We start from the raw sequence: 16,002 nt of genomic DNA, 5'->3' as shown, positions 1-16,002 counted from the left end.
TTCGACTACTAAATATTGTATAATAAAGATAGATATTTTAAAAGAAGGTGGCTGGTCAAAATCCGAAAAAAAATCTCAAATATGGAAGGATTTACTTTGATTGAAGTTTTGGTTTCAATCGTTTTGCTTTCAATTGTACTGACAATAGCCGGCACATTCCTTACCACATCCTATGAAAATACGAAAATATCAACGAATAATTTTTCAACCCTTCAGCTTTCAAAAAGCCTTCTAAATGAAACAAAAAAATTGAGCTTTACAGATTTAGAAAGGAAAATTGGAAACAAAGAAGAAATCGATATCAAAAGCACACTCGCTGGGAATGAAGACCTAGACTCCTCCAAATATAAAGCATTCCTTGAAGTAAGCAGACATCCCTCACCCACACTGTCCAATAGACTTCTCGTATTGAAAGTTACTGTGACTGCCGCGGTGGACAGCGAAAAATCAGTGACAGAAGGATATGTTAGAAAATGAGAAAAATTAATAATCGCGGATTAACACTTATTGAATTACTAGTGGCAATTGCCATTTCTTCCATGGTAATAACCTTGATCTATCACATTACGCTTACCTCTCAAAAGGCAGCCCATAAAGATGTATTAAAAACCGCCTTAAATAACGAAGCTGTTTATATCACCGAACACATGAATGAAGCTCTTTTGAATACTGATCAAGTTGAAGCAGAAGACCTGGATGAAGAGAATAATCAATTCTCATCATTTGCAGCAATCAATATTTCCTTGGAACATGAAGGTTCCTCAGGAGATTTTCAAGAAACACGTTCCACGATAAAAATCAAGATTGCTGATGGAAATCTGTACATAGATGGGAAAGTGATCAATAGTCCTGACTACATGCTCTCAAACTCTTATTTTACTAGTGAAAACGGAAATTTGAATTGCTACTTCACCATAAAGCAAAAATCTTCCGATCATTCACTTAAATTTTTCACAGTCTATTCTATTCAAAAAGGTGAAGGGTGAAATGGATGAAACAGCTGAAAAATGAAAATGGTTATACCCTGCTTTCTGTATTATTGGTAGTTGTTGTTGTCATCGCCCTTGGGATGACTCTTCTATCAATAAATTTGAATTCCTTTAAGCTGGTCCAAATCGCACAGGGTAATGTACAGGCTAAGCTTGATGGGGAAATGGCCATTGAGGAAGCGATGGCTTTAATCGAAAATAAAGTCGAGAGCATCAACAGTTCGATTGAACAAGGACTTGTACCTGCTGCACAATACTTAAGTGTCCTGCATACTGCCTTGGATCATATACAAAGTGTTGATGGGAAAAAATTCACCTTGAATTATCAAACACTAAAGCAAGATTCACAAAATGAAGGCATGTTCTTGGATCAAGTAACAATATCCTCAGCAATCAGCAAACAAAAAAAAATAGAAAAAACCGTCACGATCTCAACCATATCGGAGGTCTTTCGATACAGCGCCATTTCGCCAGGTGACATATTTTTAAATGGGTCCCCATATATCGAAGGCGATGTTTATACAGGGAATAATATTTATACATCAAATAATCCGCTTATTTCATTATTATCTTCGACCCTTTTTCCAACCATTGACGGCAGTCTAACTGTTGAAGGAAAGTACTTTGGGGATAAAACAGACCAATGTTTTTGGTGTGGTGTGAATTGGCAGCCGTTTTCACCTGATATGGAAAATTTAAAAACATTTTTTAAAGTTCCTCCGAAAATTAAAGACAGGGAATTGAATATTGATCCGATCCAAATCGGACAAATCATTAGTGAAAAACAAAATGAAGTAAGTCAAATGGGCAATTATACTAGATATAAAAAAGGGTTGTCCATTTCCGGAAACCAAACACTGTCCAATAATACGCTTATTAATGGGGATTTAGTCATTTCCTCTGGGAGTACACTGAATATATATGGTAAGCTCTATGTTACAGGGTCTATTTATATCAATGGATCCCATCATCAAAACCATAATACAAAAATAATAGTAAATGGGAATCAAAATTTCATTTATGCTGCCGGGAACGTTTCCTTTGAAGATGTGGACTTGGATGGTGTGATGTATATTGGCGGTTCAGCGAACATTCAAGGAGAACTGAATTCCAATGGAACCATTTATGCAGGCAACAATATTTTTGTTTCTAGCTTATATAACAATGCAGGAACATTAATCTTGCTGGCCAATAATCAGATTACCCTCGCATTCAACAATATTTTCAATGATGCGCCGATGGAAATGAATGCATATCTTTATTCCAATCAAGAATTGCAAATATATGGGATTCTATCGAATCTTAAAATAAACGGTGGAATATACGGCAATCCGATCAGGCTCAATTCAGTTACAACCAATGGAACACCCAGACTATCGATACACTATCAGAAAGATTTAATATTGGATCCTCCGAAAGGTATTCCAACCGTAGAAAAACTTACAATTAAAGAAATCGATATGGAATATAAAAGTAAACAAAATTAAAGCTGCCAAATTCTTGGCAGCTTTTTCATTTTACTTTATTTCACATATTCCGCCACGCGGTTCCTTCCCGCGCGTTTTGCTCCGATATAAAGTGCTCTGTCGGCATGCCTGATGAGGGACAGGGCGTCATCTGCGTCCTCAGGGGCAGTTGCCACACCTATGCTGGCCGTGATGCGTACCATCAATCGTTTACGTTCATGTTCAAGGTTGTTATGGAGCGTAAACGGACGGTTTGCTATCGTCAAGCGGACAGTTTCGGCCAATTCGGTTGCTTTTTGTTTCGAAACATCTGGAAGCAGGATAACGAATTCCTCACCGCCGTATCGGGCTAGCGTTCCAAAACCTTCAACGAGCCGATTGAGGCGATCGGCCATTTCGACCAATATTTCATTGCCGCTTTGATGACCGTATGTATCATTGACGACTTTGAAGTGGTCGATATCCAGCATTATCAGAGAAATCCTCTTGCGCTTCCTTTTTCTCATCTCCACATATTCTTCAGTTAACAGATTTTCAAAGTATCGGTAATTATAAAGGTTCGTCAATGCGCAGCGTTCACTATTCCGCTTTGTTTCCTCATAGTGTCGGGCATTTTCGATTGCGACTGCAAAGTATGAACATAGCATATCGACAATCATCAATTGATATTTTTCATATGCTTTTTTCCGCGTGGAGGCAAGTAAAAGCACACCGACGATACGCTTGTTCCGGACGATTGGCACACTCAGTATGCTCTCGACATTTTCCGGCATATATCCTTTTGCCATTCCACTCCATTCGGATCTATTATCAAAGATAACCGACTTTTCCGCTGCCCAGACGACACCGCTGATTCCTTGATTCTTTTTCAGGGGGACAAGATCATTATCCTTTATTTCACCCATTTCCACCCTGCGGATCAAGACCAGTTCCTTTCCTTCCACGCTAAGGATATACGCATAGTCCACAGGAAGCGTGTGCGAAATTTTCTGGATAAACAGATCCAGTACTTCATTAACCTGCAGATGCTGGGTCAGCTGATGGCCGATCTCCACGGCATTCTGGAGATAATCGTTGATTTTTTCCGTTGAATTATACAGCCTGAGCACGAGCGAAGCACTGATAAAAGGTACGCCCAGCAGCGCCAATGCAGGCAATCCGATCTGACCAAACAAATAATAAAGGGCGATGCTCAATGGAAAAACCATTAATATCGTAAGCGTTTCCCACGTCAAGTCTGCACCGAAAAATTTATGCTTATGGCCCGATAAATTTCGGAATGCGAACAGCAAGAGATGATTGCATACGAAATAGACGATTTCATGAAGGAAGGCCGGTCCCAAAATATGTTGAAGGCTGTGGTCCTGCACCTGCCCCCCTACCGCAAAATAGGCAATTCCGCTCAGGAACGAAGCAAGGAAGAACATCAAGGAGTTAGAGGCAAAACGATAAAGCTCGTTTTTGCTGACCCCGATCCTGAACATCAGCAGGATAATCGATAATTGAAGGATCAACATTGAAAAAAATAGGTTGAAAGTCATCAATGCAGCAAGCGTGACCCATTGGACAATAAAGATCGTTGTCCCGTTGATGGCAATCGGGAATAGGGTGATCGCTGCCGCCAAAAGAAAGAATCCAATGAACTCCCAGACATTTAAATCGACAGGAGGATAAAAATGGTACGTCAAATACATCCCGGCGGGGACTATACAGACCCATAAGGTCCAAAAAAACCATGAAACCGATCGTTTAACGTTCATTTCCGCCCTCCTAAATATTTAGTAAAATAGTCACGTTTTTTCAAATATTTTACCAAATACAACCTAATTTGTCACTTTAAATGTCTTTGTTTTTAGAAAATTGTAAATAAAATGGTTTTACTGCTGATAAAAAGTATAATGATCCCGTGATAATGATCACGTCATTCTCATCACTGCCACTGATGACATCTTTTACAACGCTCATCCAATCTTCGCCATAAGTCTTCTGATCCGAAGAACTTTTTTCATACAGTTCCATTGCCGTCGCTGCCCGTGGGAAATCAAATTGTGTAAAATATAGATTTCCTTCCAGTCCGTCCAGTGCTGCGATCATTTGTGAAATCTCCTTGTCCTTTAACGCGGCAAAAACAATCTTTTTATTCAAATGGCTGAATCTTTGCTGTATCGTGTTTTTCAAAGCAATGATCCCATCAAGATTATGAGCACCGTCCATGTAGATCAGCGGGGATTGTGACAACTTTTCCATCCTGCCTGGCCAGAAAGCATCAGCGAGTCCCGTTCGGACATCCATTTCCTTGATGCGGAATGAAGCATGCCCATCAAGCAAAATCGAGATCATCACAGCCATCGACGCATTCTCAACTTGATGCTTTCCTACCATGCTGATTTCCAGGGCATCATATGATATTTCCTTGAAGGAAAAATCAAATTTTTCTCCTCCTTCTGTTGATACATGCCCTGCTGCACGAAAGTCATCACTGAAGCATATCAATTCTGCATTTTCTTCCACTGCCTTCGATTTGATCACTTTCAATGCTTCCAACTGTTTGGCACACGTCACGATCGGTGTATCCTTTTTGATGATCCCTGCCTTTTCAAAAGCGATTTCTCCAATCGTACTTCCCAGTATGTTCATATGATCGAATCCGATATTGGTTATGCCTGAAATGAGAGGTTTGATGACATTCGTCGAATCAAATCGCCCCCCAAGTCCGACTTCCATGATGACGATATCCTGTGGATTCAGTCTTGAAAAATAATAGATTGCCATTGCGGTGATTACTTCGAATTCAGTCGGCGACCCAAGTTCTGTATCCTCTAATTGGCATGCAAGGGGCTGGATGATGTTGACCAACTTAACTAAATCCTCATCAGGCAAAGGCCGTCCATTGACACTGATCCGTTCATTGAATTGTTCAAAATAGGGAGAAGTGAATGTACCTACGGAATAACCAGCTTGAGTTAAAATTGACCTCAAATAAGAGACCGTTGATCCTTTCCCATTGGTTCCGCCTATATGGACAAATTGAACATCTGATTCGGGATGTCCGAGCTTCTCCATCATCCACTCCATCCTTTTCAACCCAGGCTTGATTCCAAGCCGCAGGCGTGAATGGATCCATTTGATTGCTTCTGAATAAGTTTCTATCATGAGTGATTCCCCTTTACACAGCGAAGAGACTGACCGCGTCAGCCTCTCCAGCCTTTCTGGTTACTCGCCTTTCAATTCTTTGATGCGATTTTCAACCGCTGTGCGGCGTTCCAGGTAATCTTTTTCTTTTGATTTCTCTTCATCAACGACTTTTTGAGGAGCCTTGCTGACGAATTTTTCATTTCCGAGTTTCTTTTGAACGCGGTCTACTTCCTTTGTCCATTTATCCAATTCCTTCTCAAGACGCTGGATTTCTTCATCAATGTTGATGAGTCCTTCTAGTGGCAATATCAGTTCGGCACCCGATACAACCGCCGTCATCGCTTTGTCTGGAGCAGAAGCATCCAATGTGATCACAAGCTCTTCCGGATTACAGAAACGATCGATATATGCCTCATTTTTATTTAGAGATGCTAATACCTGCTCATCATTGGCTTTGATCATCAGCTTGATTTTTTTGCTTAATGGCGTATTCACTTCCGCCCGGATGTTGCGGACAGAACGGATAATCTCTACTAAAAGCTTCATTTCATTGGCAGCAGCTTCATCGCTGAGTTCCTGCTTCGCTTCCGGCCAGCTTGCAACAGTGATCGATTCGCCATTATGCGGCAAGTTCTGCCATATTTCCTCGGTAATAAATGGCATGAATGGATGGAGCAGTCGCATCGTTTGGTCGAGTACATATGCCAGGATGGAGCGCGTCGTTTTCTTAGCCGCCTCATCTTCGCCATAAAGCGGAAGCTTCGCCATTTCGATATACCAATCACAGAAGTCATCCCAGATGAAGTTGTAAAGCAGTCGGCCCACTTCTCCGAACTCATACTTATCTGCAAGCTTCGTAACACTTTCGATCGTTTCATTCAATCGCGTAAGGATCCAATGATCAGCAACTGATTTTTCTCCTGAAAGATCGATCTCGTCGTATGTCATTCCGTCCATGTTCATCAGTGCGAAGCGGGATGCATTCCAAATCTTGTTGGCGAAATTCCAAACAGATTCCACTTTTTCGAAAGAGAAACGCAAGTCCTGACCAGGGGAGCTTCCTGTCGATAAGAAGTAGCGTAGTGAATCCGCCCCATACTTCTCGATGACATCCATCGGATCTACACCGTTACCTAAGGATTTACTCATTTTCAGGCCATTTTCATCACGTACTAAACCGTGGATGAGCACATCTTTAAATGGACGTTTCCCCGTAAATTCCAAGCCTTGGAAAATCATGCGGGATACCCAGAAGAAAATGATGTCATATCCAGTTACTAACGAATTAGTAGGATAATAACGCTTGAATTCATCGGAATTCTTGTCTGGCCAGCCCATTGTCGAGAATGGCCACAATGCTGAACTGAACCATGTATCTAATACATCATTATCTTGCTCCCAATTTTCAAGGTCTGCAGGTGGTTCTAGGTCTACATGGACTTCTCCTGTTTCCTTATGGTACCAAGCAGGGATTCGGTGTCCCCACCAAAGCTGACGGGAAATACACCAATCATGGATATTTTCCATCCATCTTAAATATGTTTTCTCAAAGCGCTCAGGGACAAAAGTAACTTTATCTTCTTCGGACTGCTGAAGCTTAATCGCTTCCTCCGCAAGCGGCGCCATTTTAACGAACCATTGAGTGGAAAGATAAGGTTCAACCACTGCTCCGCTTCGCTCTGAATGTCCTACCGAATGCATGTGATCTTCAATTTTGAACAGTACCCCTTGGTCCTGTAAATCTTTTACGATTTGCTTCCTGCATTCAAAGCGGTCCATTCCTTTATATTTATCGGCATTATCATTCATCGTACCATCCTCGTTCATTACGAGGATACGAGGGAGCCCGTGGCGATTCCCGATTTCAAAGTCATTCGGGTCATGGGCAGGGGTGATTTTCACGGCACCGGAACCGAATTCCATATCTACATAATCATCACCGACGATCGGGATTTCGCGTCCAACAATCGGGAGAATGACCGTTTTTCCGATCAGATGCTTATAACGGTCATCTTCTGGATGAACAGCAACGGCAGTGTCCCCCAGCATCGTTTCAGGTCGGGTAGTGGCGATTTCAATATCCCCTGAACCGTCGCTCAACGGGTATTTCATATGATAGAACGCACCCTGGACATCCTTATGGATAACCTCAATGTCTGAAAGAGCCGTCTTTGTGGCCGGATCCCAGTTAATGATGTATTCTCCGCGGTAAATCAATCCTTTATTGTAAAGGGTGACAAACACTTCTCGAACCGCTTCCGAAAGACCTTCGTCCAATGTGAAGCGTTCGCGGCTGTAATCCAGGCCCAAGCCGATCTTTGCCCATTGCTGGCGAATGTGCTCGGCATATTCTTCTTTCCATTTCCACGTCTCTTCCACGAATTTTTCGCGGCCAAGATCGTAGCGGGACTTTCCTTGGTTTCTCAGCTTCTCTTCAACCTTTGCCTGTGTTGCAATACCGGCATGATCCATTCCAGGAAGCCAAAGAACATCATATCCCTGCATCCGTTTCATTCTTGTCAAAATATCTTGAAGGGTCGTATCCCACGCGTGTCCTAAATGCAGCTTACCTGTTACATTCGGAGGTGGAATGACGATCGTATACGGCTCCTTTTCAAGATCATTTTTCGCTTCGAAAAACTTCCCGTCCAACCACCATTCATAGCGGCCATTTTCAATCGATTGCGGGTCATATTTTGTCGGCATCGTCAATTCTTTCTGTTCCATCGATTTTTCCTCCTTTTTGGTTATACACATGATTCTTTATTAAAGGCTGCTTTCGTATAGTGGGTGCTATTTATGGAGTAAAGTTGATTTCCACGGAAGGATGCTCGCTTTCCTCTCCGACCAACGCCATCTTGAATGCTTCCCACTTGTAAAATGTAAAAAACTACATTTAGAAAACAGCCTTATGAAATACAAAAAACCCCTCTCGTCTAAAAGGACGAAAGGAGTTGTTTTCGCGGTGCCACCTTTTTTCTAAATGAATATGTAAACCCTTCATTTAGCTCTCAAATGATTAACGGCTCTCCACCGGCATTTCGCTACTATATGTTCACGAAAGCTGCTCCAGGGCGACCTTCCAACGCGTCCGCATAGGAAATCTTCCAGCAATTGATTTCCCTCTCTTGATGCGAAGCTGCATCGTACTCTTCCCTATCCATGCATTTCAAATTATTCTATGTACTCATTATAGTATCCGAAAGGAAAACTTTTCGTCAATCATTATTGGCCTTTTTTTATAAAAATATTCTCTTTCCGGCTTTCAGTCCCATTTTTTTTTTGAAACACCATTAGGCTGCTACCCTCATATACTATCACGAACGCAAAGGAAAGGTGATTCAAAGTGCGGAAAAAATATAATCCATATATGCTGCCGCCGTGGCTTCGGACTTTTAGGGATATATGCAGACAATTCATCATCCCTTTCATGGTCTTCCAGGGAATCCGTACCATATTGATGCCGACCACATTCGATGTACTGCTATTGGCCATTTTTATCCTGGTTGCCCTTGCCTTTTATTTGGACTGGATTTAAGAAAGGAGCCGCTCCTATGAAGAGGCTCCTTCTTCCGGTTCTTTTTTCTTTCTTTCCAGTTCTTCGATCCTCATGACGACATATTCGGTATTTTTCAGGTGCCAATATTGTTTTTGCAGTCTTTTGACCATCTTCAATTCACTTTTCTTTTTGCCTTTTAAGTGATATTGTTCGACGACTTTATAGACCGGACCAGGGTGGGATAAATAACTCATGAAGAGAAGCATTTCTTCATCCCTAAGCGGAAAATATTGAAAATATGTGTACAGCCATTCGACGCAATCCTCAAAATGCCGCGGATACGTTTTTAATGTCCGGGATAAAAAAGGCAAAAGGTCATGAAAAGGGGAAGCGGTCTTTGAGTTTTCAAAATTCGTGAAATAGCCATATCCACGGTCATCATATAAGAAGTGCTCCGTTGATATCTTGCCATGGACAATGACAGTCCGCGCTTTTTTGTCTTCCTTCGTCTTTTCATACCAGTCTTCAAGTTTTTTCTTCGCGAAATTAAGCGCTTGATACATATCCTGATAACAGGTGCAGAACATCAATTGAAAAGGGGACATATATTCTTCCCTTTCACATCGTTCGATGAACTCCTCCAAAAATTCTTTTTGTTTATCCCATTCTGCCAGTGTATTTTCATAATGATCTTTCCGATCCTCTTCACCCAGCACAATATCCTTTGAGGACAAAGTATGCATACGGGCAAGTTCCCTGAACAACTTTTGATGTTTTTCAAACCGGTCTTCTTTTTCTTCATTTGATAGCCAGGGCATCATGTAATAAAGATAAGCACCTTCAAGCACACCATAACGACCATCCAATGTCGGATAAATGGGGACGATATGGTAATAGCCCCTTTGGTAGAGGGTTTGGACGTTCCTGACAAAATCGACGCCATTTTGGGGGATGATCTTTTTTAAGGCAAAAATGCCTTTGGTCGAGTAAATCTTATACACTTTGTCGTAACCCTCGACAAAATGGGAATCCACTCCATATTGTTTTAATATGCTTTTCACTTCGTCATACAGGTTATCGGTCATACTATCACCTGCTTTTAAATTGAACCTTTCATGTAATGGATAGGCTCTTTTCGAAAGGTTGTGCATGGTTGATTTCTGCGAAAGGATGTACGCTTCAATCAACTCCATTTTTGAGCGTTTTCCAGAAGAAATATTTAAAGCCGTCTTTTAAAAAATTGCCAATGGATAAAATGAAAGCAAGGTGGCCTTCCACCCTGCTCACCATTTTTTATTTCTTCACTAATTTTTAAACACAAATGACTCAGGGATATATAGAACCTGCCCTTCATATACATCCTGATTCATTTCCAGGTCATTCACCCGAAGCAGCTGTTGTACGCTGATGTCATATTTCTCAGCTAGGAGATCGAGCGTATCGCCTTGCTGCACAATGCACACCTTTAATTTGGCCGCGCGCTCCTCTTCCTTCCTGGCAAAAAAATCAGCCAATGAGATTCCTTGATCTTTCTTCTTTTTTGCTTTTTTATCAGCATCCTGCTTTTTACCCTTTACCGGCTGCTGCTCTTCCTCCTCCTGCTCGTAAGGATGTGCATGGCCATGATCCATTTCTTGCGGCTGGGCTTGATGCCCATGATCATAGTAGCTTGAGGAAGAACTGCTCGATGATTCATTTACTTCCGGTTCAGGCATTTGAAAAACGGGATTGCTTTCGGCAAAACGGTCTTCTTCACTTTGATTATACGGCAGCTCATTCATGTCGTAATGGATTTGGACTGGAACTTCTTCATCTTTCTCCTGGTCAGGGACAGATGGTTTTCTTGCTTCCGCCGAAAATGGGGAATAAAATGATGGCTCTTCATAGTCCTCTTCATCATGTTCTTCTTCCATCTCTCCGGAATATTGAAAAACAGCTTGATCTTGTTCTTGTTCCTCTTCGACTTCCACCGCGGTAGTGCGATACATTGGTTCAAATTCTGCCTCTTCTACTTCCTGCTCGATTTTTGTCTGCTGCTCTCCGTAGATCCCGGATATTTTCAGATCTGCGGTCAATTTCAGACAGCCTTTTTCAGGAAGGACATAGTCGAAGGTTTCCACGGCTACATCAATCTGTTCCATTTCTTGAATTCGATTCTTTGGGATGGTGATATCTACAGGAAAATGGTGCTTGAATCCACCATTCCCATCCTCCCTCAACTCTACTTCATCCATGTACTTTCCAGCTTGCTGGAAAACCTCCACTTCTTCGCTTGCTTCAAGTTTGTATTCTCCTGTCAGCTCCAGATTCCCCCTGATCAGTACATACTGTTCCTGCTCCTGGATGGAGATAAAAGGGTCAAGGGAGATCGATAGCAATTCTTCTACTTCCTGTCCTTTTTTGAACCAAACCGATTCTTCTAATGAAAATCGCAAAAACGATTGTTGACTTTCTGACAAGATGGACTCCTCCTTTCAGATCCATTACGTAAAAAAACATTATGTCAGTTACACTCTATGAATCTTTTGTTTATTTTATGAATAACAAATCAAAAATAAGACAGCTTTCTTCAAAAGTTGTGCAAGGTTGATTTCCGCTGCAGGATGCTCGCTTTCCGAGGGGCCTCACACGAAGTGAGGTCGTTCGATGTTGGCACACGGATGTGCCGAACTTAATCGAACATCTGTCCAACCTCTCCTCGCTTCGCTGCGGGGTCTCCCCCTGCCCGCTGATCCCTCCGGAGTCTCGCACCTTCCGCTTCAATCAACAACAAATTATTTTGTTTAAATACCGCTCAAAACAACAATCTTATTAAAAATTGGCAAATAAAAAGAGTATAAAACCAAAATGGTTTTATACTCCGGTGTACGTTCTTTATCAATCATCTTTTTATTTTGCTGAATACTCTTTCTGCAGCTTCAATTGTTTTGGTGATATCCTCATCTGTATGGGCACTTGAGAGGAATAGACCTTCAAATTGTGACGGCGGCAGGAAGATGCCTTCGTTGGCCATTTCACGATAGTAATCCGCAAATAGTTCCAAATCGGATGATTTCGCCCCTTCATAATTAGCTACTTCATCTTCGGTGAAGAAGATTCCAATCATGGAACCGGCACGGTTGATTGTATGTGGAATGCCGTGTTTTTGTGCCGCATCATGGAGGCCTTTTTCAAGTAGGTCCGCTTTGCGGCTGAATTCTTCATATGTTTCCGGTGTCAACTGGCTCAAAGTTTCAAAGCCTGCTGTCATGGCCAATGGGTTCCCTGAAAGGGTGCCCGCCTGATAGATTGGTCCGCTTGGTGCAATCTGCTCCATGATTTCTGCCTTTCCTCCATAGGCACCGACCGGAAGCCCTCCTCCGATCACTTTACCAAGGCAGGTAAGGTCAGGGGTTACGCCATAATGGCCCTGAGCACAGTTGTAGCCTACACGGAAGCCTGTCATCACTTCATCGAAAATCAAAACCGTACCATAATCAGCTGTAATTTCACGCAATCCTTCTAAGAAACCAGGCTTTGGCGGCACGACTCCCATATTTCCTGCTACCGGTTCGACAATGACGCCGGCAATATCTTCTCCGAATTGTTGGAAGGCATAGCGGACGCTCTCTAAATCATTGTATGGAACTGTAATCGTATTTTTAGCCACACCTTCAGGGACACCAGGACTGTCTGGCAGCCCAAGTGTCGCAACGCCGGAACCAGCTTTGATGAGCAGGGAATCTCCATGCCCATGGTAGCAGCCTTCAAATTTCAGGATTTTATTCCTGCCTGTGTATCCCCTTGCCAAGCGGAGCGCACTCATCGTTGCTTCCGTACCGGAGGAAACCATCCGTACGATTTCAATGGAAGGCACACGCTCCTGCACCAATCGAGCAAGATCATTCTCGATGATTGTCGGTGCACCGAAGCTTGTTCCTTGCTCAGCTACTTTTTTTATGCCCTCTACGACTTGATCATTCGCGTGCCCTAAAATAAGCGGCCCCCAGGAAAGGACATAATCGATGTATTCATTTCCATCAATATCGTATATTTTCGAACCTTTCCCTTCCTTCATGAAGATCGGGTCCATCTTGACGGACTTAAATGCACGGACAGGACTGTTCACACCGCCTGGCATCAATTCCTTTGCTTCTTTAAATGCAGCTTTCGACTTTTCAAATGAGCGCATGTTCAACCTCCGTTCTTCTAATTCACTTACTTCTCATTCAACCATTGAGCAACATCTTTTGCATGATACGTGATGATCAAATCGGCACCTGCGCGCTTCATTCCAAGCAGCTTCTCCATGACGACGGCTTTTTCATCGATCCAGCCATTTTGGGCAGCTGCCTTGATCATGGAATACTCTCCGCTTACGTTATAAGCAACAAGCGGTGCATTAAACTCATTTTTCACATCTCTCATGATGTCCAAATAGGCAAGTGCCGGTTTGACGATGAGGAAGTCCGCCCCCTCATCCATATCAGATTGAGCTTCTCTCAACGCTTCCAAGCGGTTGGCGGGATCCATTTGATATGTCCTGCGATCGCCGAATTGCGGTGTGCTATCCGCAGCGTCACGGAATGGACCATAAAACGCTGAAGAGTACTTGACTGCATAGGACATGATCGGCACATCTTCAAAGCCCGCGTCATCCAAACCTTTACGGATGGCGGCAACGAAACCATCCATCATATTGGAAGGCGCAATTATGTCAGCACCCGCTTTAGCCTGGCTGACAGCCGTTTTAGCCAAAAGATCCAGTGAAGGATCGTTCAGCACTTTCGCACCCTCTACTACTCCGCAATGGCCATGATCTGTATATTCACATAAACATGTATCCGCAATGACGATCATTTCCGGATGGTGTTCTTTCACGATCCTGGTTGCTTCTTGCACAATACCATGATCATGGTACGCCCCTGTCCCTGTGCTGTCTTTTTCGGCGGGCACACCGAACAGGATCACCGATTTGATCCCCAAAGCTGCGATCTCGTCCATCTCGGCAGGCAAAAGGTCAAGCGATACTTGATAAACTCCCGGCATGGATGCCACCGCATTCTTTTTATTTTCCCCTTCCACGATAAATAGAGGATAAATCAAATCTTCGTGGTGCAAATAGGTTTCACGGACAAGCGATCTCATAGAAGCTGATTGACGCAATCTCCGATGACGTTTGAAATTCAATTCCATCTTCCATTCTCCTCCTCTTCGGTACACTGAAAGTATTGAACGATACCTTCCAGCATATCTTCAACGGTATATGATGAAGGACAAATTTGCGCCTCGACCCCATGGTCTGTCAATGCATCATACGTAACTGGGCCGATGCAGGCAAAAACATGTCCCGATAAACGGCTTTCAAGTCGGTACTCTTTAATGATCTTCATAAAGTTCTTAACGGTCGAAGGACTAGTAAAAGTAATGATGGCATGTTCATGACCAGTCAAGAAATCAATGAGCTCCTTTTTGCTTTGTAAGGGCAAAAATGTTTCATATAGCACCCACAAATCCATTTTAACATTGTTTGCCTCCAAGGCTGCAGCGATATGTTTGCTGGCCAGGTTTCCTTGAGGGAGCAAGACATGTCGCGGCCTGTGTCTCTTCAGAAACTCTTCAACAAAATGCTGGCCGGTAAAGGCTGTAGGCAGGAAGTCCGGATGAAATCCTTTTTCCATCAATGCTTTTTTCGTTTTCGAGCCTACGACTGCCCATTTTAAATGCTTAAACCCGCCAATGCCAACCGATGAGGATGCCTCGAAAAAAAAGCGGACACTATTGGCGCTTGTGAACATGACCCAATCATATTCTCCGATCGTTCGAATGAACCCTTCCCCCACTTCATCATTGACTCTTTTAAAATCAATTAGCGGGATATGCACCGGTTTGCAGCCAAGCTTGGCAGACTCTTCACACATTTTCTTTCCTTGCGACTTGCTTCTTGTTACTAAAATCGATTTACCGGCTAACGGCAAATCACCTGTCATGATTGATCAAGCTCCTCTTTCACGATGTCGATCAACTTTTTGGCTCCTTGTGAGCTTAATAGTGCTGCGGCCTCTTCTCCAACCTTCTTCGGATCGTTGCCGACTATTCTTTCTTTATAGATGGTCTTGCCGTCTGGAGAAGCAACAAGGGCAGTCAAGGTGATGCTGTCATCCTTTGCAATTGTTGCATAACCGGCAATCGGCACTTGACAGCCGCCTTCCATCTTGTCTAAATAAGCCCTCTCTGCAAGGGATGCCATTTTTGCTTTCTCACATGTGAATTTAGCCAATTCGGAAAGCAGTTCATCATCATCTGCACGACACTCGATCGCAAGTGAACCTTGTCCGACTGCGGGAAGACATAAATCCGGCTCCAAAAATTCAGATACCACATCCGATGTCCAGCCCATGCGGGACAAACCGGCAGCAGCCAGAATAATGGCATCGTATTCTTCCGTATCCAATTTTGCTAGCCTTGTATCGATATTGCCGCGGATCCATTTAATTTCAAGGTCAGGACGCGCTGAAAGAATTTGGGCGCTTCGGCGGAGGCTGCTTGTTCCCACAACTGCTCCCGCAGGCAAATCCATCAATTTCACGTGGCCTTTCGAGATCAATGCATCACGGTGGTCTTCCCTCACAGGAATGCATCCGATTGTCAAGCCTTCCGGCAAAACAGCCGGCATGTCCTTCATGCTATGTACCGCCATATCGATTTCTTCCTCAAACATGGCTTGTTCGATTTCTTTCACGAAAAGACCCTTTCCGCCTACTTTGGAAAGAGTGACATCTAAAATTTTGTCTCCTTTTGTGACAATTTCTTTCACTTCGAATTCAAATGGAAGGTTGAGCTTTTTTAATTGATCAATCACCCAATTTGTCTGGGTCAATGCCAATTTACTTTTCCGTGAACCGACGATTATTTTCCTCATTGCTAATATCCC

At 43.0% G+C, this 16,002-nt stretch carries 13 protein-coding genes and 1 other annotated feature; of the genes, 4 read left to right on the top strand and 9 right to left on the bottom strand.

Annotation, left to right across the window (positions count from 1 at the left end; translation table 11 throughout):
* Positions 1–81: 81 nt before the first annotated feature.
* The 3 genes from D9X91_RS01250 to D9X91_RS01240 are packed head-to-tail and all read left to right on the top strand — an operon-like array spanning position 82 to position 2,476.
* Positions 82–477, top strand: coding sequence for a type II secretion system protein (locus D9X91_RS01250; RefSeq protein ID WP_121678733.1), 396 nt, complete (start codon positions 82–84; stop codon positions 475–477).
* Positions 474–986: a PilW family protein gene (locus D9X91_RS01245; RefSeq protein ID WP_121678732.1), complete on the top strand. Its 513-nt coding sequence runs from the start codon at positions 474–476 to the stop codon at positions 984–986. The genes D9X91_RS01250 and D9X91_RS01245 overlap by 4 nt, the downstream gene beginning before the upstream one ends.
* Before the next feature lie 5 nt (positions 987–991).
* Entirely contained in the window at positions 992–2,476 is a 1,485-nt protein-coding gene (locus tag D9X91_RS01240) for a hypothetical protein (RefSeq protein WP_121678731.1), read from the top strand.
* Positions 2,477–2,511: 35 nt separating this feature from the next.
* Here the strand turns inward: D9X91_RS01240 and D9X91_RS01235 are convergent, their stop codons facing one another.
* The 3 genes from D9X91_RS01235 to D9X91_RS01225 all read right to left on the bottom strand — a co-directional run bounded on the left by D9X91_RS01235 (position 2,512) and on the right by D9X91_RS01225 (position 8,317).
* Entirely contained in the window at positions 2,512–4,215 is a 1,704-nt protein-coding gene (locus tag D9X91_RS01235; protein WP_121678730.1) for a sensor domain-containing diguanylate cyclase, read from the bottom strand.
* A 76-nt stretch (positions 4,216–4,291) separates the two neighbouring features.
* Positions 4,292–5,608, bottom strand: a complete 1,317-nt coding sequence (locus D9X91_RS01230) for a bifunctional folylpolyglutamate synthase/dihydrofolate synthase (protein ID WP_121678729.1) — start codon at positions 5,606–5,608, stop codon at positions 4,292–4,294.
* A gap of 60 nt (positions 5,609–5,668) precedes the next feature.
* The gene (locus tag D9X91_RS01225; RefSeq protein ID WP_121678728.1) at positions 5,669–8,317 is read right to left on the bottom strand and encodes a valine--tRNA ligase; all 2,649 of its coding nucleotides are present in this window, start codon (positions 8,315–8,317) and stop codon (positions 5,669–5,671) included.
* Between the two features lie 210 nt (positions 8,318–8,527).
* Positions 8,528–8,762: a binding site (T-box leader), on the bottom strand.
* Between the two features lie 174 nt (positions 8,763–8,936).
* Between D9X91_RS01225 and D9X91_RS01220 the strand changes: the two genes are divergently transcribed.
* Positions 8,937–9,128 carry a hypothetical protein gene (locus D9X91_RS01220; protein WP_121678727.1) on the top strand — a complete coding sequence of 64 codons (192 nt, stop codon included), beginning with the start codon at positions 8,937–8,939 and terminating at the stop codon, positions 9,126–9,128.
* A 14-nt stretch (positions 9,129–9,142) separates the two neighbouring features.
* Here the strand turns inward: D9X91_RS01220 and ysxE are convergent, their stop codons facing one another.
* From ysxE to hemC, 6 genes are all read right to left on the bottom strand, one after another.
* Positions 9,143–10,174 carry a spore coat protein YsxE gene (ysxE, locus tag D9X91_RS01215; protein WP_199738059.1) on the bottom strand — a complete coding sequence of 344 codons (1,032 nt, stop codon included), beginning with the start codon at positions 10,172–10,174 and terminating at the stop codon, positions 9,143–9,145.
* Between the two features lie 219 nt (positions 10,175–10,393).
* Positions 10,394–11,548, bottom strand: coding sequence for a stage VI sporulation protein D (gene spoVID / locus D9X91_RS01210; RefSeq protein ID WP_121678726.1), 1,155 nt, complete (start codon positions 11,546–11,548; stop codon positions 10,394–10,396).
* Between the two features lie 422 nt (positions 11,549–11,970).
* Positions 11,971–13,260 carry a glutamate-1-semialdehyde 2,1-aminomutase gene (gene hemL / locus D9X91_RS01205; RefSeq protein ID WP_121678725.1) on the bottom strand — a complete coding sequence of 430 codons (1,290 nt, stop codon included), beginning with the start codon at positions 13,258–13,260 and terminating at the stop codon, positions 11,971–11,973.
* A 26-nt stretch (positions 13,261–13,286) separates the two neighbouring features.
* Complete coding sequence (gene hemB, locus D9X91_RS01200; RefSeq protein WP_121678724.1) at positions 13,287–14,264, bottom strand: porphobilinogen synthase; 978 nt, start codon at positions 14,262–14,264, stop codon at positions 13,287–13,289.
* A complete protein-coding gene (locus D9X91_RS01195; protein WP_121678723.1) occupies positions 14,255–15,058 on the bottom strand; it encodes a uroporphyrinogen-III synthase in 804 nt (267 codons plus the stop codon). The genes hemB and D9X91_RS01195 overlap by 10 nt, the downstream gene beginning before the upstream one ends.
* Positions 15,055–15,990 (bottom strand): hydroxymethylbilane synthase, encoded by a 936-nt coding sequence (gene hemC / locus D9X91_RS01190; RefSeq protein WP_121678722.1) that lies wholly within the window; start codon positions 15,988–15,990, stop codon positions 15,055–15,057. Before hemC ends, D9X91_RS01195 begins: the two co-directional genes overlap by 4 nt.
* Positions 15,991–16,002: the final 12 nt, after the last annotated feature.

Source organism: Falsibacillus albus, assembly GCF_003668575.1.
GTDB lineage: Bacteria > Bacillota > Bacilli > Bacillales > DSM-25281 > Falsibacillus > Falsibacillus albus.
This window is presented reverse-complemented; position numbering and strand designations above follow the sequence as displayed.